Annotated in this window: 18 protein-coding genes and 1 tRNA gene; 10 read left to right on the forward strand and 9 right to left on the reverse strand. The window is 64.2% G+C overall.

Going from position 1 to position 22,492, the window contains the following annotated elements; all coding sequences use genetic code 11:
* Positions 1-53: 53 nt before the first annotated feature.
* On the forward strand, positions 54-4,307 hold the full coding sequence (locus tag JG743_RS17265; protein ID WP_202291953.1) for a cytochrome P450: 4,254 nt from the start codon (positions 54-56) through the stop codon (positions 4,305-4,307).
* Positions 4,308-4,336: 29 nt separating this feature from the next.
* On the opposite strand, the gene JG743_RS17270 is transcribed toward JG743_RS17265, so the two are convergent.
* The 3 genes from JG743_RS17270 to JG743_RS17280 all read right to left on the reverse strand — a co-directional run bounded on the left by JG743_RS17270 (position 4,337) and on the right by JG743_RS17280 (position 6,070).
* The gene (locus JG743_RS17270; protein ID WP_202291955.1) at positions 4,337-5,023 is read right to left on the reverse strand and encodes a Crp/Fnr family transcriptional regulator; all 687 of its coding nucleotides are present in this window, start codon (positions 5,021-5,023) and stop codon (positions 4,337-4,339) included.
* A gap of 162 nt (positions 5,024-5,185) precedes the next feature.
* A tRNA-Val gene (locus tag JG743_RS17275) sits at positions 5,186-5,260 on the reverse strand.
* 129 nt (positions 5,261-5,389) lie between these two features.
* Positions 5,390-6,070 carry a phosphoglycolate phosphatase gene (locus tag JG743_RS17280; protein WP_202291957.1) on the reverse strand — a complete coding sequence of 227 codons (681 nt, stop codon included), beginning with the start codon at positions 6,068-6,070 and terminating at the stop codon, positions 5,390-5,392.
* 170 nt (positions 6,071-6,240) lie between these two features.
* On the opposite strand from JG743_RS17280, the gene rpiA reads away from it, so the two are divergent.
* The 3 genes from rpiA to gor all read left to right on the forward strand — a co-directional run bounded on the left by rpiA (position 6,241) and on the right by gor (position 9,087).
* Positions 6,241-6,972: a ribose-5-phosphate isomerase RpiA gene (gene rpiA / locus JG743_RS17285; protein ID WP_202291959.1), complete on the forward strand. Its 732-nt coding sequence runs from the start codon at positions 6,241-6,243 to the stop codon at positions 6,970-6,972.
* Complete coding sequence (locus JG743_RS17290) at positions 6,959-7,579, forward strand: DUF2059 domain-containing protein (protein ID WP_202291961.1); 621 nt, start codon at positions 6,959-6,961, stop codon at positions 7,577-7,579. Before rpiA ends, JG743_RS17290 begins: the two co-directional genes overlap by 14 nt.
* Before the next feature lie 119 nt (positions 7,580-7,698).
* Positions 7,699-9,087, forward strand: a complete 1,389-nt coding sequence (gor, locus tag JG743_RS17295; RefSeq protein WP_202291963.1) for a glutathione-disulfide reductase — start codon at positions 7,699-7,701, stop codon at positions 9,085-9,087.
* A 43-nt stretch (positions 9,088-9,130) separates the two neighbouring features.
* On the opposite strand, the gene mgtE is transcribed toward gor, so the two are convergent.
* Together mgtE and JG743_RS17305 are read right to left on the reverse strand one after the other, a co-directional pair.
* Positions 9,131-10,495: a magnesium transporter gene (gene mgtE / locus JG743_RS17300; RefSeq protein ID WP_202291971.1), complete on the reverse strand. Its 1,365-nt coding sequence runs from the start codon at positions 10,493-10,495 to the stop codon at positions 9,131-9,133.
* Between the two features lie 287 nt (positions 10,496-10,782).
* On the reverse strand, positions 10,783-12,672 hold the full coding sequence (locus JG743_RS17305) for an ABC transporter ATP-binding protein/permease (RefSeq protein WP_202291973.1): 1,890 nt from the start codon (positions 12,670-12,672) through the stop codon (positions 10,783-10,785).
* 595 nt (positions 12,673-13,267) lie between these two features.
* Here JG743_RS17305 and JG743_RS17310 point away from each other — a divergent pair.
* Positions 13,268-13,702 carry a hypothetical protein gene (locus JG743_RS17310; protein ID WP_244672812.1) on the forward strand — a complete coding sequence of 145 codons (435 nt, stop codon included), beginning with the start codon at positions 13,268-13,270 and terminating at the stop codon, positions 13,700-13,702.
* Positions 13,703-13,706: 4 nt separating this feature from the next.
* On the opposite strand, the gene JG743_RS17315 is transcribed toward JG743_RS17310, so the two are convergent.
* Positions 13,707-14,390 (reverse strand): DsbA family oxidoreductase, encoded by a 684-nt coding sequence (locus JG743_RS17315; protein WP_202291975.1) that lies wholly within the window; start codon positions 14,388-14,390, stop codon positions 13,707-13,709.
* A 20-nt stretch (positions 14,391-14,410) separates the two neighbouring features.
* Positions 14,411-16,231 (reverse strand): extracellular solute-binding protein, encoded by a 1,821-nt coding sequence (locus tag JG743_RS17320; protein WP_202291977.1) that lies wholly within the window; start codon positions 16,229-16,231, stop codon positions 14,411-14,413.
* A gap of 279 nt (positions 16,232-16,510) precedes the next feature.
* On the opposite strand from JG743_RS17320, the gene JG743_RS17325 reads away from it, so the two are divergent.
* The gene (locus tag JG743_RS17325; RefSeq protein WP_202291979.1) at positions 16,511-17,140 is read left to right on the forward strand and encodes an invasion associated locus B family protein; all 630 of its coding nucleotides are present in this window, start codon (positions 16,511-16,513) and stop codon (positions 17,138-17,140) included.
* Between the two features lie 69 nt (positions 17,141-17,209).
* On the opposite strand, the gene hspQ is transcribed toward JG743_RS17325, so the two are convergent.
* A complete protein-coding gene (gene hspQ / locus JG743_RS17330; RefSeq protein ID WP_202291990.1) occupies positions 17,210-17,533 on the reverse strand; it encodes a heat shock protein HspQ in 324 nt (107 codons plus the stop codon).
* Positions 17,534-17,751: 218 nt separating this feature from the next.
* Positions 17,752-18,963: a UbiH/UbiF family hydroxylase gene (locus JG743_RS17335; RefSeq protein WP_202291992.1), complete on the reverse strand. Its 1,212-nt coding sequence runs from the start codon at positions 18,961-18,963 to the stop codon at positions 17,752-17,754.
* 103 nt (positions 18,964-19,066) lie between these two features.
* On the opposite strand from JG743_RS17335, the gene JG743_RS17340 reads away from it, so the two are divergent.
* The 4 genes from JG743_RS17340 to JG743_RS17355 are packed head-to-tail and all read left to right on the forward strand — an operon-like array spanning position 19,067 to position 22,449.
* Positions 19,067-19,963, forward strand: a complete 897-nt coding sequence (locus JG743_RS17340; protein ID WP_202291994.1) for a DUF2182 domain-containing protein — start codon at positions 19,067-19,069, stop codon at positions 19,961-19,963.
* A gap of 14 nt (positions 19,964-19,977) precedes the next feature.
* A complete protein-coding gene (locus JG743_RS17345) occupies positions 19,978-20,592 on the forward strand; it encodes a DUF1326 domain-containing protein (RefSeq protein ID WP_202291996.1) in 615 nt (204 codons plus the stop codon).
* On the forward strand, positions 20,589-21,419 hold the full coding sequence (gene pcsA / locus JG743_RS17350) for a phosphatidylcholine synthase (RefSeq protein WP_274608484.1): 831 nt from the start codon (positions 20,589-20,591) through the stop codon (positions 21,417-21,419). Before JG743_RS17345 ends, pcsA begins: the two co-directional genes overlap by 4 nt.
* Before the next feature lie 52 nt (positions 21,420-21,471).
* Positions 21,472-22,449 (forward strand): quinone oxidoreductase family protein, encoded by a 978-nt coding sequence (locus tag JG743_RS17355; protein WP_202291998.1) that lies wholly within the window; start codon positions 21,472-21,474, stop codon positions 22,447-22,449.
* Positions 22,450-22,492: the final 43 nt, after the last annotated feature.

Below are 22,492 nucleotides of genomic sequence, written 5' to 3' on the forward strand. Positions count from 1 at the left end.
CAAGAGACGGCCGGCATTGCAATTACGTGGACAGCCGGGGGGCTTTGACGCGCATGATCAAACTAAAATATTTCGCTGGCGTCCGGGCGGCCCAGAAGACCCAGCGGCCACTGTCGGAAATGCCGCCTTTCGACATTGAACGGTTGCGCGCCAACGGCCTGGCGTCCCGCATCGTGAACTTCTTCTTCGGCGATCCGCGCTGGGCCCTCGCGCTATTGCGCCGCTTCAAGCCGAACCTCGGCTTCGGCAATTTCCTGCTCGTCACCAGGAATGCCGACGTTCGCGACATACTGGAGCGAGGCGACGAGTTCGAGACGCCCTACGGGCCGGAAATGGCCGAGCTGGCACGCGGCTCGAATTTCATTCTCGGCATGCAGGACGGCGCCACCTACCGGCAGATGAAATCGTCGGTGCTGAGCGCCTTTCCGCCGGCCGAGGTCGAGGCCAAGGTCAGGCCGATCGCCGCGCGTCATTCAAGGGATATCATGGCGGCCGCCAGCCCCGGCTTCGACGCCATCGCCGGGCTGATGAAGATCGTGCCGGTGCATATCTGCCGCGACTATTTCGGGCTGGAGATCGACGACGAATCCGAATTCGCCGATTGGGCGATCGCCTTGAGTGCATTGTTCTTTTCCGATCCGACGGCGAAACCGGCCACGCGCGAGCTCGCCGTCGTCGGCGGCGACCGGCTGATCAAGCTCATCGACCGCTCCATTGACGCGATCAGGGAAAAAGGAGCGAAGGACCAGCAGCCGCTGGCGCGTCTCGTTGCCATGCTCGACCAGGGCCGCCTGTCGCGGCCGGACATCCATTCCATCATGCTTGGCATGATCGCTGGCTTCGTGCCGACCAACGTGCTGGCCGGCAGCAATTGCCTGGACGTGATCCTGTCCAGGCCAGACGCGCGGCAGGCGATCGATGCGGCGCTCGCCGAAAGCGACACGGGGAAGCTGGACCGGGCCATCATGGAAGCCATGCGCTTCAAGCCGATCTGGGTCGGTCCGTGGCGCTACACCTCGCGCGACACGGTGATCGCCAAAGGCACGCCCCGCGAGCGCCTGGTGAAGGCGGGAACGGTGGTGATGCCAGCCACGCTGTCGGCGATGTTCGACCCCGATGCCGTGCAGAATCCCAACGATTTCGACACTACGCGTCCGTATCGCGATTATCTGGTCTTCGGTCACGGCATCCATCTTTGCATCGGCGCCGAGATCGCCAGGATCCAGATTGGCGAATGCGTGCGCGCGCTGTTCGGCAAGGAGAAACTGCGCCGCGCGCCGGGCAAGGCCGGGCGGCTGATCAACATCGGCGCCTATCCGGAGAGCCTCAAGGTCGACTTCGATCAGCCGGCGCTTTGCCGCACCGTCGACCAGTCGATGGTGACCGTGGTCTGCCCGGTCATCCGGGCCGTGCCGCTGGACGCCATACGCGACAAGGTCGCCACGCTCGGCAATCCGGCGAGCGAGGAGATCAGCGCCGCGCTTGATATTGCCGGCACCATCCATTTCACCAGCCTCGCCGTCGCCGGCACCGGCGAAATCGATGAGGCTTCCGGTCTCGAGAAGGGCGCGCTCGTGCTGGAAATCTCCGGTGACGGCAACGCCGGCGAGGTCATCGACGCCGTCTCCCAGGCCATCGGCCATCGGCTTCGGCCGATCTTCAAGGACGTCTGCGGCCTGCCCGAGGGCGGCGCGCTGGGCGACTTCCTGTGCAGGCACAATATCGAGATATCGCCGTCCTTCGGCAGCAATGCCGGATTGGTGTTTTCCGGCACGCCGGGGCATTCGGTCCGCCGCATCCTGGCTGAAGCCGAGCTTGCCGAAACCGTGCGCGGCATTGCCGAGCGGCCGCGCGCCGGCAATGCCGATGCCGCCACGGTGCTTGCCGAGGCGCGCCGGCATGTCCGTTCGCTGGGCCGGTTCGACTGGGCTTTCCAGCCCGCCGAAAGCCTGCTCGAAAACCCGCCCGGCAAGTGGTGGCAGGCCATTACCACCACGCTGCTGGCGCCGCCCATGCTCGTCGCTGTCGCGGTCGTCGTGCTCGTCTGCTGGAAGCTGACCTACAAGCTGGTGTTCGCCGATCCGAGCGGGTTCAGCTTCACCACCGTCGCCATTGCCGCCACGGCGCTTCTCCTGGCCGTGCTCGGCCTCATCGCAATGGCTGTGGTGGCGCTTGGCGTCTGCTTCATCGCCTTGCGGCGGCTCGAAGACATTGACCGTCCGCACAACACGCCGGTCGACCTCCAGGCGCTGGACAAGATCATCGTGCATGAGGATCGCGCCGCGCAGAACCATATGACGGCGATCTCGACGATGAAGGCCGGAACCTTGCGGCGGCTGGCGCTCCGGCTGTCTTTCTACCTGATCTCGATCACGGCGCGGAAAGTGTTCAAGCCGGGCTTCCTCGCCACCATCAACACCATCCATTTCGCCCGCTGGGTGCTTTTGCCGAGCACCAACAGGCTGATGTTCTTCTCCAACTATGGCGGCAGCTGGGAAAGCTATCTCGAGGATTTCATCGCCAAGGCCGCGTCCGGGCTCACCGGCGTGTGGAGCAACACCGAAGGCTATCCGCGCACGCGCTGGCTGTTCCTCGATGGCGCTCGCGACGGCGACCGGTTCAAACGCTGGGCACGGCGGCAGCAGGTGCCGACCCTGTTCTGGTATTCGGCCTACCGCGAACTCAACACAGCGGGCATCCGGATCAATTCCCGGATCAGGCACGGCATTGCTTCCGCTACCGACAACGAAGCGCGCGACTGGCTGAGCCTGTTCGGTTCGCTGCCGCGGCTGGTGACCGAAAGAACCACCGTTCAGAAAACCACTTCGCTGCTGGCCAATATCAGCTCGGCCTTCCCGCCGCCTCTTGAGCAGCAGCTGGAAACCGGTGAGATCCAGTCCATCTTCTTCGGTCCGTTCGGGTCGCTGGCGCACGGGCATATGATGGCGATCGCCATACCGGAGACCCTGTCCAGGGCAAGCCGCAAGGCCTGGCTAGAGTTCGTCGTTGCCCGCGCGAGTTTTGGCGATGGCGTGCCGCGCGAGCGCGCGATGACGCTGGCATTCGGTCCTGACGGGCTTCGCCGCCTCGGACTGGACGGCGGCGTCGAGGGCGATCCACTCGGCACGTTCCCCGTCGCCTTTCGCCACGGCATGGGCAATCCCGAACGCGGCCGCATCCTGGACGATCTCGGCGACAGCGTTCCCGACAAATGGCAATGGGGTTCACTGCAGAAGCCGGCGGACGCCGTCGTCGTCTGCTATGCTGAAAGCCCCGAGATCCTGAAGACCGAGCTTGCCGCGCTGAAGAAAAAGACATCGGGCGCGGGCATCGTGCTGGTTTCGGAACTGCCGCTGGCAGTGAAGCGGGACGGCAAGCGCGCGGTCGAGCATTTCGGCTTCGTCGACGGGGTTTCGCAGCCGATCGTGCGCGGCACGGCGCGCGCCAATGCGGGTGTTGCACCCATGCATCTGGTTGCGCCCGGCGAATTCCTGTTCGGCTATCGCGACGAGCACGGCTTCTATCCGGCTTCGCCTTCCGTCCCCGCCGCGCAGGACCGCTCCGGCATCCTGTCGGCGGTGCGCCGCAACCGGCAGATCGCCGGATTGCCACCGCCGCCGCACGATTTCGGCCGCAATGGCTCCTTTCTCGTCATGCGCCAGTTCGAGCAGCACGTCGAGCGCTTCGACGACTATTGCAAGGCGGCAGCCGCGCAGGTGGCGGGCGAGACCGGCAATCCGGCGATCACGCCGCGCTGGGTGGCCGCCAAGATGCTCGGCCGCTGGCCGGACGGCAGCTCGCTGGTGCGCAATCCAGATGGCCGCCCCGGACGCGGCGTCGACAATGATTTCACCCTTGGCGTCGAGGACCCGCAGGGGCATCGCTGCCCGCTTGGCGCCCACATACGCCGCTCCAATCCGCGCGACTCGCTTGGCGAGGACCGCGAGACGCAGATCCAGATCGGCAAGCGCCACCGCATCATCCGCGTCGGCCGCTCCTACCAGAAGCAGGAGCGGAAGGGCGGAAAGGTCGAGAAGGGCCTGCTCTTCATGTGCCTCAACGCCGACATCGAGCGCCAGTATGAGTTCATGCAGCAGACCTGGGTCTCATCGACCTCGTTCCAGGGGCTGGTCGGTGAAAAGGATCCGACGATCGGCTCGCGCACCGGTGACGGCAGGTTCACCATCCCGTCGTGGGAGGGCGTCACCGTGCTGAAGGGAATGCCGCAATTCGTCACCACAAGGGGTGGCGGCTATTTCTTCATGCCGAGCAAATCCTCGCTGCGCTACCTGATCTCGCGGCTCTGATTCGGGTGCCGCATCGCGGAAATGCGCTTTCAGTCGTCGTCCTGCGATTCGGCGATGGTGCCCAGCGCCCTGGCGTCGGTTATGCGCAGGCCGCCGCGCTTGATGTCGATGATCCGGCGGCCGCGCCAGTCGTTCAGGGTCTTGTTGACCGACTCGCGCGTCGCGCCGAGGAACTCGCCCAGCTCCGACTGCGAGATCGGTATCCAGCCGTCACTGTCGGCCATGACGCCGGCCAGGAACACCAGTCGTTTTGCCAGCCTGGCTTCGATGCCGAAGAAGGCTTGGTCGCCGAGCTCTCCGCTGACCCAGCGCAGCCGGGCGCACAGCAAATCGATCATGGCGCGCGCCAGCGATGGGTTTTTCTCAATGCGATCAAAGAGTTGCGCTCGGCTAAGCGAGACCAGCTCGCATGCTGTGAGGCAGATGGCGGTTGCCGTGCGCGGGCGCCCGTCGAGCGCGCCGATCTCGCCGACCAGGCTGCGCGACAATTCGATATTGGCCACCAGCTTCTGGCCGCCCGGCGAGTAGATCGAGATTTCCACCGAGCCGCTGATCACGCCGTAGATGCGGTCGGCGGCGTCCTCCTGGACGAACAGATGCTGGCCGGCCGCATAGCGCTCGACCTTGCAGCCGCTGAACAGCAGATCGAATTGATGCGGATCGATCCGCGCAAGGCGCGGCAGGTCGTTCCTGTCGTTCGCGCTGGCGAAAGCCATGTTGATGTCCCGATTGCCGCCCTCGCTGAAGTTTACGGCAACAGGAGACGGCGGCAAAGCCCCGGCGTTCAACCATGTGACGACGGGTGCGAGGCTTCATCAATTTGAGAGGGAAGGGATCCTGCCGGATCATGCGCATCGCAATGCGAGGTGGCAGGGGAATGGTGGGCGATGCAGGGATTGAACCTGCGACCCCACCCGTGTGAAGGGTGTGCTCTCCCGCTGAGCTAATCGCCCGCTCGTTGCCCGAAGGCCAAGCGAGCCGCGATATAAGGGAGGCATGCCGCCGAAGTCAAGGCGATGTGCCATTCATCCTGCAAGGATCGTGTTTGCGGTATCTGGGAGGCGATACGGCCTTGTTTTTGCTCAACGCGCGGCGGCAATCAGGCACTCCGCGAGGCCAAGGGTGAGCGCATCGAAATGCGAGATCACCGCCGACGGTTCGAATTCCCTGACATGGCGATCGGTATAGCCGAAATCGACCGCCACCACCGGAATGCCGGCGGCCTTGGCGGTATCGATGTCGGTCTGCGAATCGCCGACCATCAGCGCGCGGTCCGGATCGCCGCCGGCCAGCCTGATGGTTTCGGTGAGATGGCGCGGGTCGGGCTTGCGGAAGGCGAACGTGTCCTGGCCGGCGATCGCGGCGAAATACCGCGCCAGGCCGAGCGCGCCGATCAGCGCCACCGAGTTCGCCTCGTATTTGTTGGTGCAGACCGCGAGCAGGTAGCCGGCGTCCTTGAAGCGGTCGAGCGCCTCGACGACGCCGGGGTAGGGGCGCGACTTGCCGGGTATGTTGAGCGTGTAGTGGTCGAGGAACAGTTTCAGCAGCCGGTCGTGCTCCTCCGCCGCCAGCGACCGCTGCTGCGCGGCATGCGCCCGCTCGATCATCACCCGACCGCCATGGCCGACGAAGCGCCTGAAGCCGGCCTCGTCGACCGCCGCGAGTTCGCTGGCGGCGAGGCTGTGGTTCAGGCTGTCGAGCAGATCCGGCGCCGTGTCGACCAGCGTCCCGTCGAGGTCGAACACGATGATCGGTCTGGTCATGGGCAGTCCTGTGCGGTTGCGTCGCCCGAGGCGATACCGCCTGTGTCCCGATCAGGCAAGCCGGCTCGACCAATCCACAGGCTTTGAGCACAAGCGGAGCGCGGCCTTTGACCGGGCGGGCAAAAATGCTAGGAGCGCCCAAACCAGCGTTTGCAGGACGACGAACAAGCATGGATGCGAGGCAACTGAAGGTCGAGGCCGCGCGGGCCGCTCTTGGCCATGTCACCGACGGGATGCGGCTTGGCATCGGCACCGGCTCGACGGCCGAGGAGTTCGTGCGCCTGCTCGCCGAGAAGGTCGCTACCGGGCTGAGCGTCATCGGCGTGCCGACCTCGGAACGCACCGCTGCACTTTGCCGCGAGCTCGGCGTGCCGCTCTCGACGCTCGAAGAGACACCGCAGCTCGACCTCACCGTCGACGGCGCCGACGAGGTCGACCCGGCGCTCACCCTGATCAAGGGTGGCGGCGGCGCGTTGCTGCGCGAAAAGATCGTCGCGGCGGCCTCCGGGCGCATGATCGTCATCGCCGACCAGTCCAAGATGGTCGAGACGCTCGGCCGCTTTCCGCTGCCGATCGAAGTCAACAAGTTCGGCCTGCGCGCCACCGAGATCGCGATCGGCGCGGCCGCCGCAGGCCTCGGCCTGTCCGGGCCGGTGACATTGAGGATGACGGCAGGCCAGCCATTTGTTACAGACGGCGGCCATTTTATCCTCGATGCATCTTTTGGCCGCATTCCGGATACAAGAGCGCTTTCGAATGCTCTCCATGCCATTCCAGGCGTTGTCGAGCATGGTCTTTTCATCGGGCTGGCGTCAGCGGCCATCATCGCCGGCGGCGACGGCATCCAAACCGTCCATGCCGCCCGAAAACCAGGGAGTTCTATCGACCATGATGTTGCATAACCGGGTTCGCCGCTTCTCGGCCGCTCTGGCGGCTTCGGCTGTCCTTGCGCTGTCCTCGCCGGCGTTTGCCCAGGACGTCTCCGAATCGCACCTGAAGGCCGCGCGCGCGGCCGTCGCCGCGATCCATGCCACCGATCCGTTCGACAACATCCTGCCGCAGGCGGCGGTGGCGCTTGAGAATCAGCTCATCCAGAAGAACCCCGACATGCAGGAGCTGATCGGCAAGACCGTCACCGAGAAGGCCATGCTGCTGGCGGCGCGCCGCTCCGATCTCGAGAAGGAGGCGGCGCTCGCCTATGCCAAGGTGTTCTCCGAGAAGGAGCTCAACGATATCGCGACCTTCTACAGCTCCGATTCGGGCAAGAAGCTGCTCGACAGTGGTCCTGCGGTGACGCGCGATCTCGTCAAGGCAGCCGACATTTGGCAGAACGGCGTCGCCCGCGACCTCGCCCAGCAGGTCGGCGAAACGCTGGCCGCCGCGGCGAAGGCCGCCGCTCCGGCCGCGCCTGCTCCTGCCGATGCGACCGCTCCCGCGGATGGTGCCGCGCCGGCCGATGGCTCGGCTCCGGCTGACGGCGATGCGCCGGCCGACAACACGCAGAACTGATTTGCCTTGCCACGCGGCCTGACGGCCGCTGGACCAGAAAGCCCGGCTTTGTCCGGGCTTTTCTTTTGGTGCCCGGCAGCCTACCTGTGCCTCGGCCTTTTCTCTCCAGGAGTTCCGTGATGACCGCCTACGACTATGATCTCTTCGTCATCGGCGGTGGCTCCGGAGGGGTGAGGGCGGCCCGCGTAGCGGCAGCGCTCGGCAAGCGCGTCGGCATCGCCGAGGAATACCGCTATGGCGGCACCTGCGTCATCCGCGGCTGCGTGCCGAAGAAGCTCTACGTCTATGCCTCGCAATTTCCCGAGCATTTTGCTGACGCCGCCGGCTACGGCTGGACGGTGCCCGAGGCCAGTTTCGACTGGCCGACGCTGGTCGCCAACAAGGACAAGGAGATTGCCCGGCTGGAAGCTATCTACGAGAAAAACGTGAAAGGTGCCGGCGGCGAGACCTTCCATTCGCGCGCCATGCTGGTCGATCCGCATGTGGTGCATCTGCTCGGCGAGGACCGGACCGTCACCGCCGACCAGATACTCATCGCCACCGGCGGCCGGCCGGCGCCGCATCCGGCCCTCGTCGGCCATGAGCATTGCATCTTCTCCAACGAAGCCTTCGATCTCAAGAAATTGCCGAAGGCGATCATGATCGAGGGCGGCGGCTACATCGCCGTCGAATTCGCCAACATCTTCCATGGGCTCGGCGTCGACACCACGCTGGTCTATCGCGGCAAGGAGATCCTGTCCCGCTTCGACATGGATCTCAGGCGCACGCTGCACGAGACCATGGAGAAGAAGGGCATCAAGATCCTATGCCATGCGGTGTCGGAATGGGTGCGCAAGCGGCCGGACGGGCGTCTCGACGCGCTCGTCACCGGCGGCAAGGTGCTGACCGTCGACCAGGTGATGCTCGCCATCGGTCGCATCCCAAACACCGAGAACATGGGCCTGGAAGGCGTCGGCATCGAGCTCACCAGGACCGGCGCCATCAATGTCGACAAGTACTCGCGCACCAACCTCGACAACATCTGGGCGATCGGCGACGTCACCAACCGCGTGCAATTGACGCCGGTGGCGATCCACGAGGCGATGTGCTTCATCGAGACCGCCTTCAAGGACAACCCGACCGCGCCCGACCACGACACCATCCCGACGGCGGTGTTTTCGCAGCCGGAGATCGGCACCGTCGGCCTGTCTGAGGACGAGGCGGTCAAGCGCTTTCCCGACATCGAGGTTTATCGCGCCAGCTTCCGCCCGATGCGCCATACCCTGTCCGGCCGCGACGAGAAGATGCTGATGAAGCTGGTGGTCGACGGTGCCTCGCGCAGAGTGCTCGGCGCCCATATCCTTGGGCCGGACGCCGGCGAGATGGCGCAGCTTCTCGGCATCCCGCTGAAAGCCGGACTGACCAAGGAAGATTTCGACCGCACCATGGCCGTGCATCCGACGGCGGCCGAAGAACTGGTCACCATGTACAAGCCGACCTATCGGGTGAAGAACGGCGAGCGCATCTGACGATACCCACCGCCGGCTACAGCCGGCGGTGGGATGTTCAAGCCTACAGCAGCGTGCCGCGCAGGATCACCAGCGCCACCGAGAAATAGATCACCAGGCCGGTGACATCGACCAGCGTGGCAACGAACGGCGCAGAGGCGCTCGCCGGATCGAAGCCGATGCGCTTCAGGGCGAAGGGCAGCATCGATCCCGACAGCGAACCGAAGGTGACGATGCCGATCAGCGCTGCCCCCACCGTCGCCGCGATCAGCATCCAGTGCGGGCCGTAGTCGTAGAAGCCGAAATACTGCCAGAGCGTAATGCGGCAGACGCCGACGATGCCGAGGATCGATCCGAGCACGAGGCCGGTCGGCAGCTCGCGCAGCGCCACCCGCCACCAGTCGCCGAGCCCGATCTCGCGCAGCGCCAGCGCCCGGATGACCAGCGAGGTCGCCTGCGAGCCCGAGTTGCCGCCGGAGCTCATGATCAGCGGGATGAACAGCGTCAGCACGATCGCCTTCTCCAGCTCGCCTTCATAGCTTTGCATAGCGTTGGCAGTCAGCATCTCGCTGAGGAACAGCACGCAGAGCCAGCCGGCGCGCTTTTGGATCATCGCAAGGAAGCCCATCTTCATATAGGGCTCGTCGAGCGCCTCCATGCCGCCGAAACGATGCACGTCCTCGGTCGTTTCCTCGACCATCGTGTCGATGATGTCGTCGATGGTGACGATACCGAGGATCTTGCCGTGGTCGACCACCGGCACGGCGAGCAGGTCGTATTTGGAGATCGTCTGCGCCAAGGTTTCACGATCGGTCAGCGGCGTGACCGTCACCGGCGCACGATCCGGCGCCACCGACAGGATCGGATCGTCGGGCTCGCCGGTGATCAGACGGCGCAGCCCGGTCGAACGCACCAGGAGGTGCGTTTCCGGATCGACGATGTAGATCGCGTAGACGGTCTCGCGGGTGCGCTCGACCTTGCGGATGTAGTCGAGCGTGCGGCCGACGGTCCAGTCCGAAGGCACGCTGACGAACTCCGTCGTCATGATGGAGGCGGCACTGCCCTCGGGATAGCCGAGAATGGAAAGCAGCGTCGCGCGCAGCGATGGTGCGAGCGCGCCGAGCAGTTCGGAGCGGGCAGGCTCGTCGAGCTCGCGCAGGATGTCGGCCGCACGGTCGACGGACATGGCGGTCAGGAGCTTGCTCGCCTTGGCGCGAGGCAGGGCTTCGACGAGCTCCGGGGCGCTTTCGAGCTCCGGCTGGTCGAAGATCTCGACCAGCCGCTCGAAAGGCACGGCGCAAAGCAGCTCGATGGCTGTCTCGCGTGGTTCGTGGTTCAGCGCCTCGACGACGTCGGCGACGTGGTCGTTGGCAAGCACACGGGCGACGGCGATGGCTTCGTCGTCCAATACGGGTGCGAATTCATTCATGGCTCACTCCTTGCCGTCCGGCAGGACGTGAGCCGTCAGGTCACGTCAAGGCGGACGGCGGTTGCGTTCGACTGTGACTGTCGCCAGGCATGGCGGGTTGACCTTTCTGCTCGCGGGTTCGGGTTGGAATTCTGCGAGCCGCCGCAACATAGGAGCGGTTCTGGCCGAGTCAATCGGAAGGGCGCGGGAAAACAGCGGCTTATGAGCAAGATCGCGAGAGTGTGATCAACACAAAGCTCGGCGTCGATCGCAGGTGCCGGCGGCAAGGTCGAACCGGATGCTCGCGGCTATTTCTGCTTCAGCCGGCGCGAGAAGCGTATCCATTTGTCCTCGGGCGGCCTTGTCGGCTGCACGAGGATGGTGGTGAGCTCGCGCGGCAGGCTCGGCGCAAGCGGCTTCTTGGTGGCGACGCCGTCGCTGATCGCGACCACGCTGTGGTAGAACTCGGCGCCCGTGAGCGAGCGCGGCGGCACGGCCTCGTGCATGACGCTGATGACCGTGACCTCGGGGCAATTGTCCTTGATGGCCTGGTGGAAGGCGATCTTGCCGTCAGGATCGAGCGCGCCGGTCGCCTCGTCGAGGAACAGAAGGCCGGGCTGCTGCAGCACGATACGGGCAACCACCAGCTTCTGCTTCTGGCCGCCCGACAGCAACTGGTCCCAGTTCGTCCCGTCGCGGCTCTCATCGGCCATGTGCTCGATAAAGTCGCCAAGGCCCGCCTTGTGCAAGGCCGACGCGACCTGCGCATCGGTGTGGTCGCGCTCGGAGCCTGGCAGGCAGACCAGCTGCTTCAGCGACACCTGCTGCAGCTTCACTTCCTGCGCAGCGTAGAAGCTCTTGACGCCTTCCGGGAAAACGACGGTGCCCCGCCCATAGGGCCAGAGGCCGTTGATCGCCTTGATCAGCGAGGTCTTGCCGCAACCGGACTCACCCTTGAGGAAGGTCCACTCGCCGCGCCGGAAGCGCAGGTTCGCGGCGCTGAGGAAGGGTGTCGCGTCCTCGCCCTGATGCGCCAGCTCCAGCTTCTGGATGGTCAGGCCGAAGACCGGATTCTGGCCAGCGTAGCTGAAGTCGGAGCGGCCGGTCTGGCGGTAGAATTCCTGTGGCTGCTGGACGTTCTCGATGGCGTTGGCGAGCTCGGTGACGCGTTGGCTGTTGGCCCGCAGCGTGGCGATCGCCGGCATCACATGGATGAACCAGGAGCACTGGCCAATCAGCGCGTTGACCATTTCGGAGCCGGTAATGTAGCCCTTGAGATCGAAGCCGTTGTGGATGAAGGGCACAAGGCCCGGCCCATAGGCGACGATGCGGGCACCGATGAAATTGTAGATCAGCTCGAACGAATTGTAGCCGGTGTTGACGATGTTCAGCCGCGCCCAATTGCGGTCGATGTCGGCGTAGAGCCGGGTGTGCATCGTCTTCTGCACATTTTCGCCCTGCGAAGCCGCGACATGGAAACTGCGGCGCAGGAAGGTGGTCAGCTCGCCGCGATAACTGCCTTCGGACTGCTGCATCCTGACATTGAGGCGTTCCAGCAGCCTGCCCAGCTTGACCGCGATCCAGGTATTGAGCGGCACGTAGACGGCGACCGCCAGGAAAGCCAGGACCGCGCTGCCGTAACTGCCGAGGAATTCCAGACCTTTCACTTCGACCGAGGTCTCCAGCAGCTTCTCGCCGACAAAGTAGAGCGATGTGGCGACGGCGAGCACGCCCATGGCGAGGCCGATGGCGCCGCCGGTCATGTCCTTGATCGATTCCTGGACGCGTTGGTCGATATTGTCGGGAGCCACGCTATCGGACGAACCGTGCTGGGCGTGGAAATGTGTGTGATTGGGGTCAAGGAGCGCTTCGTTGAAGCGGCCGTCCAGCCAGCCGCGCCATTTGCGGTGCAGCGTCGCCGAAACGAGGCTGCGTATGCCGGTGAAGCCCGCATCCTTGAGTACGACGATAAGGATGAGGATGCCGGCGTTGGTCAGCAGTGTCCGGAGAGGGGTGGTGTTTGCGGCATCGTGGAAGAAGGCGATCGAATTGACCAGCTCACCTGATGCTTCGGCGAACCACACGCCGGACTTGCTGGACAGCGCCGTCAGCAGCGCGATGACGAGGGTGAGGGTCCAGGCTTCCTTCCAGCGATCCGAGAACCAGTAGGCTCGCATCAGTCCCCAGAAGGTCCGCATCGATGACACCGGGGTCAGGGGCGGCTGCCTTCTGGCGTCGCTAGAACTTTTCTCCGATATTGAACGTCTCGGTCTGCCGACCCGAATCACGATCCCGCCCAAACCTTTTTTAGTTTTGTTACGGATAGTAACACCAATTGATCATTTTCTATTAATTTTCTCCCGAGGAATGTGAACCGGCGCACAAGCCGTTGCCCATACGCAACAGATCTGGTGGCGATGCGGCTGTCTCCAATGCGTGGAAGTCCTTTTAATTTCAGATGATTAGAGCAGTCGCGGAGGTGACCGAAAGACCTTCCCTTAGGGAAGCTAAAAACACGGTTTTGTGACCCGCATAGCCCTGCGAAGCAGCCGAATTTCCTACCGCGAACGAACCGGAGAGGTCGAAAAGCTGCCCCCGCTTGTCTTTCAGGATCGTCTTTCGTGATGTTCCCAGGGCGGCCGAAGCACGTTGGGAAGGCGACGGCCGAGGGGCGCACGGCATCGTCTCGATACATCCATCGGCCAATGCTTTTTCAGGCACGCGCCAAATGTATTTGACGAGCCGGCCGTTCACTTTCGAGCGTGCACCGGCCCCGGAGCGGAGGGAATTTTGATGTTTGTACGGACATTGTCGGCTGCGATGGTCGCGGCACTCGTGTGGCTGCCTCAGGCCTATGCCGGCAGCCAGACCATTCCGGCAAATGCCGAGGGGCAGGTCGAGTTCAACACGCCGTCAGGCAATATCGGCTGCATCTACACGCCGAAGGGCGGTACAAGTACTTACCAGCCGCAGGATGGTGGCCCGGAACTGAGCTGCTCGCGCGTCGAGCCGAGCTATATCACCGTCATCCTGGGGCCGAAGGGACCCGCGACGCAGATCAAGAATCCCGGCGAGCAAGGCTGCTGCGGCGATGTCGCAAAGCTCGCCTACGGCAACAGCTGGAGCAAGGGGCCGTTTTCCTGCCAGTCGTCGAAGAAGGGGCTGACCTGCGCTGGAGGCAGCGGCCACGGCTTCTTCGTCAGCAAGGCCAAGGTGACGGTGAAATAGGGCCTCAACCGGCCGCCGTTTCCAGTTCGCCCCGCGCCTTGGCCGCGGCGACCTGGCGGATGGCGTCGGCGAGCGTGTCGGCGTCCTGCGCGCCCATGACCGCGTATTTGCCTTCGAGCAGGAAGCAGGGAACGCCGGTTATGCCCATGCGCGAGGCCGTGGCTATCTCGGTGCGCACCTGATCGACATCGGCATCGGTCGGCAGCAGCGTCTCGACCACGGAGGCGTCCATGCCGGCCTCGCGGGCGGCTGCGGTCAGCACGGCGTGATCGCCTAAATTGGCGCCTTCCTCGAAATTGAGCTGGAACAGCCGGCGCACCAGCCGGTTCTGCACCGCCTCGCCGGCGGCGCCCGCCCAGCGGATGACACGGTGCGCGTCGAGTGTATTGGCCGCCACCTTGATGGCGCCGAAGGCGAAGTGGATGCCTTCGGCTTCGCCCAGCGGTTCGATCCGGGCATGGATCTGGCGGATGCGCTCCTCGCTGCCGAACTTGGCGATCATGTATTCGCGACGATCCATGCCTCCGGCCGGGATGGTCGGGTCGAGCTGGAACGGCCGCCAGCGCACCTGCGCCTCGATGTCGCCAGCCATGGCGATCGCCTTGTCGAGCCGTTTCTGGCCGATGAAGCACCAGGGACAGACGACATCGGACACAACATCCACCGTGAGGGAATTTCCACCGCTCATCGTCTTCTCCTGTGCAGATGTCAGTTCGGCTTGCGCCACCAGGTCGGCAGTTGATAGCCGAATATGGGTGTCTTTTGCGGATGTTCCAGATAATTCCAGTACGCGATCCATTGCTGGGCGTTGTATTGCATCGGCACCATGTAACTGCCTGAGATCAGCAACCGGTCGAGGGCGCGAACGGCGGCGACATAGTCTTCCTTGGAACGGGCCCTCAGCATGGCATCGATCGCCGCGTCCACCGCCGGGTCGGCGACGCCGGCAAGATTGAATGATCCTTCGGCCTTGGCGGCGGAAGAGCCCCAGCGGCCGATCTGCTCGATGCCCGGCGAAAGCGAGTTGTTGAAGCCGCTCGAGCCGACCAGCACCTCGAAATCGAAACGCTGCTTGCGCGACTGGATCTGGTCGCCGTCGAGGCTGCGGATGCTCACCTCGATACCGATCTTCTCCAGCGTGCGCTGGTAGATGGCGGCGAGCCGCTCCTCGTCCTGCGAGGCGGTCAGGATCTCGAAGCCAAAGGGATTGCCCTGCGGGTCGAGCATCACGCCGTCCTTGACCGCATAGCCCTCGCTCTTCAACAGCTCGAAAGCCGCTTTGAGCACCCTGCGGTCCTGGCCGGAGCCGTCGGTGACCGGCGGCCGCCAGCTGCCGTCCATGACATCGGCGGGGACGCGGCCGGGGTAGGGCGCCAGCAGCGCCTTTTCCCTGTCGTCCGCAGGATGGCCGAGCGCGGAAAGCTCCGAATTCTGCCAATAGCTCATGGTGCGGCTATATTTGCCGCCGAACAGGTTCTTGTTGGCCCATTCGAAGTCATAGAGCATGCCGAGTGCGCGCCGGACGGCGGGGTTGGCAAACTTCTGCAGTCTGGTGTTGAACAGGAACCCGGTGACGACGGGCGGAATGCCGGTATCGAAGGTCTCAGCGACCACGTCGCCCTTGTGAAAGGCCGGAAAGTCAAGATCGCGCTCGCGCTTGACCGGATCGGTTTCGTCATCGATGGCGCAAATGCCTTTCTTGAACGCTTCGGTCTTGGCGTTGGCGTTGAGGAAATACTCGATGGTGATCTGGTCGAAATTGTCGAAGCCGCGCTTCGCCGGGACGTCCTTGCCCCAATAGTCGGGATTGCGCTTGAACACGATGCGCTGGCCAGGCACCACTTGCGCCACCGTGTAGGGGCCGCTGCCGGTCACGGGCTTCAGCGTCGTCTTGTCGAAGGTTTCCTTGTCGAAGGCGTGCTGCGGGATGATCGGCGTCAGCGCGATGATCAGCGGAAATTCGCGATCGGCCTTGTCGTTGAAGGTGAAGCGCACGCTGTGGTCGCCGGTCTTCTCCAGCTTGGCGATCTTGGCCATGCGGTCGCTGTAGGGCGGGCGGCCCTTGGCGGTGAAGACATCGTAGGTGAACAGCACGTCCTCCGGCGTCACCGGCTGGCCGTCCGACCACTTTGCCCTGGGATCGAGATGGAATTCGATGCTCTTGCGCTCTGCGTCCATGTCGGCGCTGTCGGCAAGCAGGCCGTAGAGGCTGAATGGCTCGTCATAGTTGCGCTGCATCAGCGGCTCGAAGACGAGATTGCCGTAGATCGTGTCCATCATGCCGCGCGCCGTAGTGCGCAGGCTTTTGAGGATGAACGGGTTGAGGTTGTCGAAACTGCCGACGACGCAATAGGTGATGCTGCCGCCCTTCGGCGCATCGGGATTGGCGTAGTTGAAATGCGTATAGCCGGCAGGCAGCGCCGGCTCGCCCTGCATGGCGATGGCGTGCTTTGGCTCCGACTGCACCGGTCCAGGCGAAAGGGTGAGAAACGAGGTCGCGGCGATCAGCCAAACGAGAACGCGGCCCATGACCGACTCCTTGCCAGGCGGCTTGATGATTCGGAATGCACCCTAGAGCATTTCACGCGGCGATTGAATCGCCGCGGCGGCGGGAATTCGAACGAAGCTCTGGCGAGCTTCGGTGCCGGCAGGCTGCGCCAAGAATTGCAGCCGACGGGCTGGATTCGCCATCGCTGGCAGTGTAACACGCGCTCCGAAGTCATGCTGTTGCCTCATTTCGGCAACAGGTAGCTGGACCACGCGGCGCGAAGAAGCCGGTCCCGGGATCATTGAGAGGAAGTACACCATATGAAGAGCCTGAACAGCAACGCGTACCGCCTTTCGGTCCTGGCCGCAGGCGTGATCGGCTTTCTGGGCGCTGAGCTTCCGGCTGCCTCCGCGCAGCAGCAACCGCAGATTCCGCAGGGCTGGTTCAAGGCCTGCACCAAGCAGGAAGACGTCGACATCTGCAATGTCCAGAACATCGTCACCGCCGGCAATGGCCAACTCGTCACCGGCATCAGCCTGATCGAGCTGAAGGGCAAGGTGAACCGCAAGGTGTTCCAGGTGACGGTGCCGACCGGCCGTCTGGTCCCTCCCGGGATCGGCCTGCAGATCGACACCGGCAAGGCGCAGAAGCTCGACTATGTCATCTGCTTCCCCGACCGCTGCGTGGCCGAAGTGCCGCTGACCGACCAGCTCGTCGCTTCCTTCAAGAAGGGCCAGGCGATCACGCTTACCTCGGTCAACTTCCAGAACCAGCCGAACCCGATCAAGGTCGCGCTGACCGGTTTCAGCGGCGCCTATGACGGCCCGCCGCTGCAGCAGTCGGACATCGAGGACCGGCAGAAGAAGCTGCAGGACTTCGTGGCCAAGAACAACCAGGACTTCGCCAAGAAGCTCAAGGAAGAGCAGGACAAGGCGAAGACCGCCAACTGATTGCCCGGGCTCCTGCTGGAGCTTCCTGGCGTCGACAAAAAAGCGGGGCATGCCCCGCTTTTTTGTACCTCAGTGCCGAGACTGTCGTTTCGGCTCGTAGCGGCCGTCCGGCCGCTTGTCGAACATCTCGCGGATTTGCGGATGCCGGACCGGCTCGCCCGACTTGTCCTCGAGCAGGTTCTGCTCGGAGACATAAGCGATGTATTCCGTCTCCGAGTTCTCGGCGAGAAGATGGTAGAAGGGCTGGTCCTTGCGCGGCCGCACGTCGGCCGGTATCGCCTCGTACCATTCCTCGGTGTTGGCGAATTGCGGATCGACATCAAAAATAACGCCGCGGAACGGAAACAGCCGATGGCGAACCACCTGTCCGATCGAGAATTTGGCCGTTTTCATCGCATTCACCACTGAGCGCCCTGCATCACGGCAAGCGCCCCTAAGAGCTTGAATTCTAACATCGCGCCGCCAAAAATCGACCCCGACTTTTGGGTTGGTGCCTATTTGGCGCGGCCGTCAAGTCAATTCAATCCCGAAGCGCCCATATCCGCTCAAGCAACGAGCCGGCGGGTCCGGTTGTTTCGGGACGGAGCAAAAATCCCTGGCACGTGACCTTTTCAGCGCCGGACCTGTTTGCGAAGCCCACCGGCGAGGGCCTGGAGGCCGCTGCCGGGCCGCAGCCCCTCGCGCATGAAAAACGCACGCAGCGGCGCGAAGCTGCCGAGCACGCCGAGGCCGGCGCTGCGTGCCAGCTGTGCCGGCAGCATGTCGGAGAGCAGCGACCTGTTGAGCAGATTGACCGCGCTGCTGCGCGCCAGGATGTCGGGCCGACGTCTGGTATCATAGGCCGTAAGGCACTTCTCCGACCCTGGATCGGAACGGCTTTCGCTGGCGATTCCAATCAGATCGTCGATATCCCTGATGCCGAGGTTGAGGCCTTGCGCGCCGATCGGCGGGAAGACGTGCGCGGCTTCGCCGACCAGCGCCACGCGGTTCCGCGCGAAGCGCCCGGGCGAGGCGGCCGACAGCGGATAGACCTGCCTGCCAGGCTCGACGGTGACCCGCCCCAGCATCGATTGCATCTGCTCTTCGACGCGCCGCGAAAGCGTGGCGTCGTCGAGCGCCGCCAGTTCCTTCGCCGTCTCCGGCCTCACCACCCAGACAAGGCTGGAGCGGTTGCCGGGCAGGGGGACCTGGGTGAACGGGCCGGTCTCGGTGTGGAACTCTGTCGAGGTGAAGGCGTGGCCGTTGCGATGGCTGAAATTCAGCACCAGCGCCGCCTGCGGATAGGAGCGCACCGAAGCGGCGATGCCAGCTGCCTCGCGCGCCGGCGACAGGCGCCCGTCGGCGGCGACCGCAAGCGAGGCGGAAATCTCGCTGCCATCGGCAAGCACGGCATGGGCATGGGTGGCGTCGAGCCGCCAGCTCTCCACCATCGATTTGCGCCATTCGATGCCGGCATGCGCGGCAACCGCCCTTGCGAGGGCCGGGACAAGCACATTGTTGGGCAGGTTCAGGCCGAACTGCTCCTCGCCGATTTCCGTGGCGCGGAAGGTGACTGTCGGGCTGCGGATCAACCGCCTGGTCGCATCGACGATACGCATCACCTTCAGCGGCGCAGCCTTGGATCTGAGTTCAGCGAGGACACCCAGCCGCTCCAGAACTTTCAGGGCAGGGTTCATCAGCGCCGTGGTGCGGCCGTCCTGGCCGTTGGCCTCCGGGCCGGCCAGCGTCACCGGAAAGCCCGCCTCGGCAAAACCGAGCGCGGCGATCAGCCCGGCCGGCCCGCTGCCGGCGACCAGTATCCGCGCTGTCTTCTGAGGGTCCAATTCCGGCTTCCAGATCGCGATGCAGGCCCAACTGGCCCGCCAATGCGGTATAGGCCGGAGTGCACGGCTTGATCAACGCGGCGATTCAGCCCATTTCGGGTCCATGACCGGCCAGGACCACGACTTCCACCATCTCGACCTGGCCGGCCGCGCCGCCGCGAGCGTCGCGCGCAATCCCCGGCTGGCGGTGACCATTGTGGTGGGAGCGGCGGTCGTCCTTGCTTGGCTGACACTTGGCGTCATGGCGATCCGCGGCGCCGAAGGCCGGGTTGCGGGCGCGTCGGCCCCCGGCGATTTCATGTTGAGATACCTTCCGCCGCTGCCGCTGCCGGATTTCCTCGACCGGCTTTTCGCGCTTTGCCTGGCGCCGGCGCCGCTTGCTGGAGCAATCGGGGCCCAGGCGCCGGCACTTGTCCTGATGTGGTTCCTGATGGCCGTGGCGGCGATGCTGCCATCCGCCGCGCCGATGATCCGCACTTACTGCGAGATCGCCGACACCGCCCGCATCAAGGGCGAGCCGGTCGTCCACCCGCTGATCCTGATCGCTGGCTATCTCTGCATATGGCTGGCCGCCTCGGCGCTGTTCGCGGCGCTGACGCTCGGCGTCCACGCCTTCGCCTCGTCCGGGCAAGTCCTCGATCCGGTCGTCGGCGTAGCCGGAGCACTGGCCTTGCTGATCGCCGGCCTCTACCAGTTCAGCGGCCTGAAGGAAGCCTGCCTGACGAAATGCCGGAACCCGTTCGCGATCCTGTTCGCAAACTGGAGCGCTAAAGCCGGACGCATCTTCCAGCTCGGCCTCGAACAGGGCCTGTGGTGCCTCGGTTGCTGCTGGGCGCTGATGCTGGTGATGTTCGCCGTGGGCGCGATGAACATCTTCTGGATGGCGTTGATCGGCCTGTTCACCCTCATCGAAAAACAGACCACTGGCAGGATGGCAAGCCGGATCGCTGGTGCGATACTGCTTGTCTGGGGTGCCGCCCTGCTATTAGTTTCGGCGTAAGGGGAGAGAATTCGATGGTGGATCGAGGCTGGGCAATGAAGGGGGAGCTCGTACTCTCCTGCAATTGCACGGTCTTTTGCCCTTGCGTGCTGTCGCTCGGCAGCCATCCGCCGACCGAGGGCTATTGCCAGACCTGGGCCGGTTTCCGCATCGATGCCGGCCATTCCGGCGACGTGGACCTCTCCGGCCTCAATATCGGCCTGGTGATGGAAATCCCCGGCTATATGAGCCGCGGCAACTGGAGCGCCGGTCTGTTCATTGACAAGCGCGCCTCCGTCTACGCAGCAAAGGCGCTCACAAAAATCTTTACCGGCAAGGCAGGCGGCACCACCTCGCTGCTGTCCATCCTGGTTGGAAAATTCCTCGGCGTCGAACAGGTGCCGATCATCTATGAGACGCGTGACAAGACGCGTATCTTCCAGATACCGAAGATCATCGACGGGGCGGTGACGCCGATCCCCGGCAAGGACCGCGAGAAGGATACGGTGATCAGCAACTCCGAATACTGGATCGCACCGGAAATCATCGTGGCGAAGTCCGACAAGAGCAAGATGCGCGCCTTCGGCCGCAACTGGAATTTTGCCGGTCGCTCGGCCGAAATCTGCAAGCTGGACTGGCGGGGCCCGTGAGCAAGAGCACAACGGCCAGGAAAGCCGCCAAGAAAATCGCCGACCGGATTCCGCGGCCGAAGAAGAAGGTCACCTGGCCGCAGGCGCGCGCGTTCTCGGTTCATCTTCTGACGGCTTCGGGCTCGTTCCTGGCCTTCCTGTCGCTGGTGGCGGCGAGCGAGCAGCGCTGGACGGCGATGTTCTGGTGGCTGGGGCTGGCGCTGTTCGTCGACGGCATCGATGGCCCGATCGCCAGGAAGCTCGAGGTCAAGGAGATCCTGCCGACATGGTCGGGCGAGCTCCTCGACAACATCATCGACTACGTGACCTACGTGCTCATCCCGGCCTTCGCGCTGTACCAGCGCGGCTTCATGGGCGAGAGGCTGTCGTTCCTGTCGGCGGCGATCATCGTCGTCTCCAGCGCCATCTACTATGCCGACACCGGCATGAAGACGAAGGAGAACTTCTTCAAGGGCTTCCCGGTCGTCTGGAACATGGTGGTGTTCACGCTCTTCGTCATCGAGCCGGGGCAGTGGGTTTCCTTCGCCGTGGTGGTGGTTGCCGGCATCCTCACCTTCGTGCCGATCAACTTCATCCATCCGGTGCGCGTGGTGCGGCTGAGGCCGATCAACCTTGGCATGACGCTTCTGTGGTGCGCCTTTGGCGCGCTGGCACTGGCGCAGGCGGCGCTCGCCGCCTTCTACGACCAGATCGGCGTGCTGGGCGAACAGGTCAGCGTCTTCACCAAGGTCGGCATCACGGTGACCGGACTTTACCTCGCCTGCATCGGCGGTATCATGCAATTCTTTCCAAAGCTCGGCGCCAGGCCGGGCGCCGGCAAAGATTGATCCCCGCGAAAGCCGGTTCCCAAGACGGCTTGATCCCAAGAAAGACTGCCCAATGCCCAAAGCGATCCGCATCCACGCCCATGGCGGCTCGGAAGTCCTGACCTATGAGGATGCCGATCCGGGCCAGCCCGGGGCCGGGCAGATCCTGATCAGGCACACCGCGATCGGACTCAACTTCATCGATGTCTACCATCGCTCGGGCCTCTATCCGCCGCCCGGCGGCTTTCCGCTGATCCCCGGCGGCGAGGCGGCCGGCGTGGTGCTGGCGGTCGGTGCCGACGTCGACTGGCTGAAGGCCGGCGACCGCATCGCCTATGCCGTCAATGTGGGCGCCTATGCCGAGCAGCGGGTCATCGCCGCGGACCGCGTGGTGAAGGTGCCCGACGGCATCAGCGACGAGCAGGCGGCGGGGATGATGCTGAAAGGCATGACGGCGGAGTATCTTTTGCGCCGCACCTTCAAGGTAAAGGCGGGCGACACCATCCTGTTCCATGCGGCGGCCGGCGGTGTCGGCCTGATCCTCGGACAGTGGGCCAAGCATCTCGGCGCCACCGTAATCGGTACGGCAAGCTCCGCGGACAAGGTCGAGCTCGCCAAGGCGCATGGCTTCGACCATGTCATCAACTACAAGGAGCAGGATTTCGTCGCCGGCGTCGCCGCCATAACCGGCGGCAGGAAGTGCGATGTCGTCTACGATTCCGTCGGCAACGATACGTTTCCCGCCTCGCTCGACTGCCTGAAGCCGCTCGGCATGTTCGTCAGCTTCGGCCAGTCCTCCGGGCCGATCCCGCCCTTCTCCATGTCGCTGCTGGCGCAGAAGGGCTCGCTATACGCCACAAGGCCGACCCTGTTCGTCTACAACGCCAGGCGCGAGGACCTCGTGGCGTCAGCCGAGGCCCTGTTCGATGTCGTGCAGAGCGGTGCTGTCGAGATCAAGATCAACCAGCGCTACCAGCTGAAGGACGCCGGCAAGGCACACTCCGATCTCGAAGGAAGGCGCACGACGGGCACCACCGTTCTCATCCCCTGATGCCGTCGTTCTTGGCGGCCTGCCGCAGCGGCAAAGCATTGAT

The sequence above is a fragment of the Mesorhizobium sp. 131-2-1 genome (genome assembly GCF_016756535.1).
Taxonomy (GTDB): Bacteria; Pseudomonadota; Alphaproteobacteria; order Rhizobiales; family Rhizobiaceae; genus Mesorhizobium.

What these genes read in the sequence shown, in the direction of transcription:
- JG743_RS17310 (WP_244672812.1), top strand. Translation starts at nt 13,268, where the DNA reads ATGTTTGTACGGACATTGTCGGCTGCGATGGTCGCGGCACTCGTGTGG.
- JG743_RS17290 (WP_202291961.1), top strand. Translation starts at nt 6,959, where the DNA reads ATGATGTTGCATAACCGGGTTCGCCGCTTCTCGGCCGCTCTGGCGGCT.
- mgtE (WP_202291971.1), bottom strand. Translation starts at nt 10,495, where the DNA reads ATGAATGAATTCGCACCCGTATTGGACGACGAAGCCATCGCCGTCGCC.
- JG743_RS17305 (WP_202291973.1), bottom strand. Translation starts at nt 12,672, where the DNA reads ATGCGGACCTTCTGGGGACTGATGCGAGCCTACTGGTTCTCGGATCGC.
- gor (WP_202291963.1), top strand. Translation starts at nt 7,699, where the DNA reads ATGACCGCCTACGACTATGATCTCTTCGTCATCGGCGGTGGCTCCGGA.
- JG743_RS17270 (WP_202291955.1), bottom strand. Translation starts at nt 5,023, where the DNA reads ATGGCTTTCGCCAGCGCGAACGACAGGAACGACCTGCCGCGCCTTGCG.
- JG743_RS17340 (WP_202291994.1), top strand. Translation starts at nt 19,067, where the DNA reads ATGACCGGCCAGGACCACGACTTCCACCATCTCGACCTGGCCGGCCGC.
- JG743_RS17345 (WP_202291996.1), top strand. Translation starts at nt 19,978, where the DNA reads ATGGTGGATCGAGGCTGGGCAATGAAGGGGGAGCTCGTACTCTCCTGC.
- JG743_RS17355 (WP_202291998.1), top strand. Translation starts at nt 21,472, where the DNA reads ATGCCCAAAGCGATCCGCATCCACGCCCATGGCGGCTCGGAAGTCCTG.
- rpiA (WP_202291959.1), top strand. Translation starts at nt 6,241, where the DNA reads ATGGATGCGAGGCAACTGAAGGTCGAGGCCGCGCGGGCCGCTCTTGGC.
- JG743_RS17315 (WP_202291975.1), bottom strand. Translation starts at nt 14,390, where the DNA reads ATGAGCGGTGGAAATTCCCTCACGGTGGATGTTGTGTCCGATGTCGTC.
- JG743_RS17320 (WP_202291977.1), bottom strand. Translation starts at nt 16,231, where the DNA reads ATGGGCCGCGTTCTCGTTTGGCTGATCGCCGCGACCTCGTTTCTCACC.
- hspQ (WP_202291990.1), bottom strand. Translation starts at nt 17,533, where the DNA reads ATGAAAACGGCCAAATTCTCGATCGGACAGGTGGTTCGCCATCGGCTG.
- JG743_RS17265 (WP_202291953.1), top strand. Translation starts at nt 54, where the DNA reads ATGATCAAACTAAAATATTTCGCTGGCGTCCGGGCGGCCCAGAAGACC.
- JG743_RS17325 (WP_202291979.1), top strand. Translation starts at nt 16,511, where the DNA reads ATGAAGAGCCTGAACAGCAACGCGTACCGCCTTTCGGTCCTGGCCGCA.
- JG743_RS17280 (WP_202291957.1), bottom strand. Translation starts at nt 6,070, where the DNA reads ATGACCAGACCGATCATCGTGTTCGACCTCGACGGGACGCTGGTCGAC.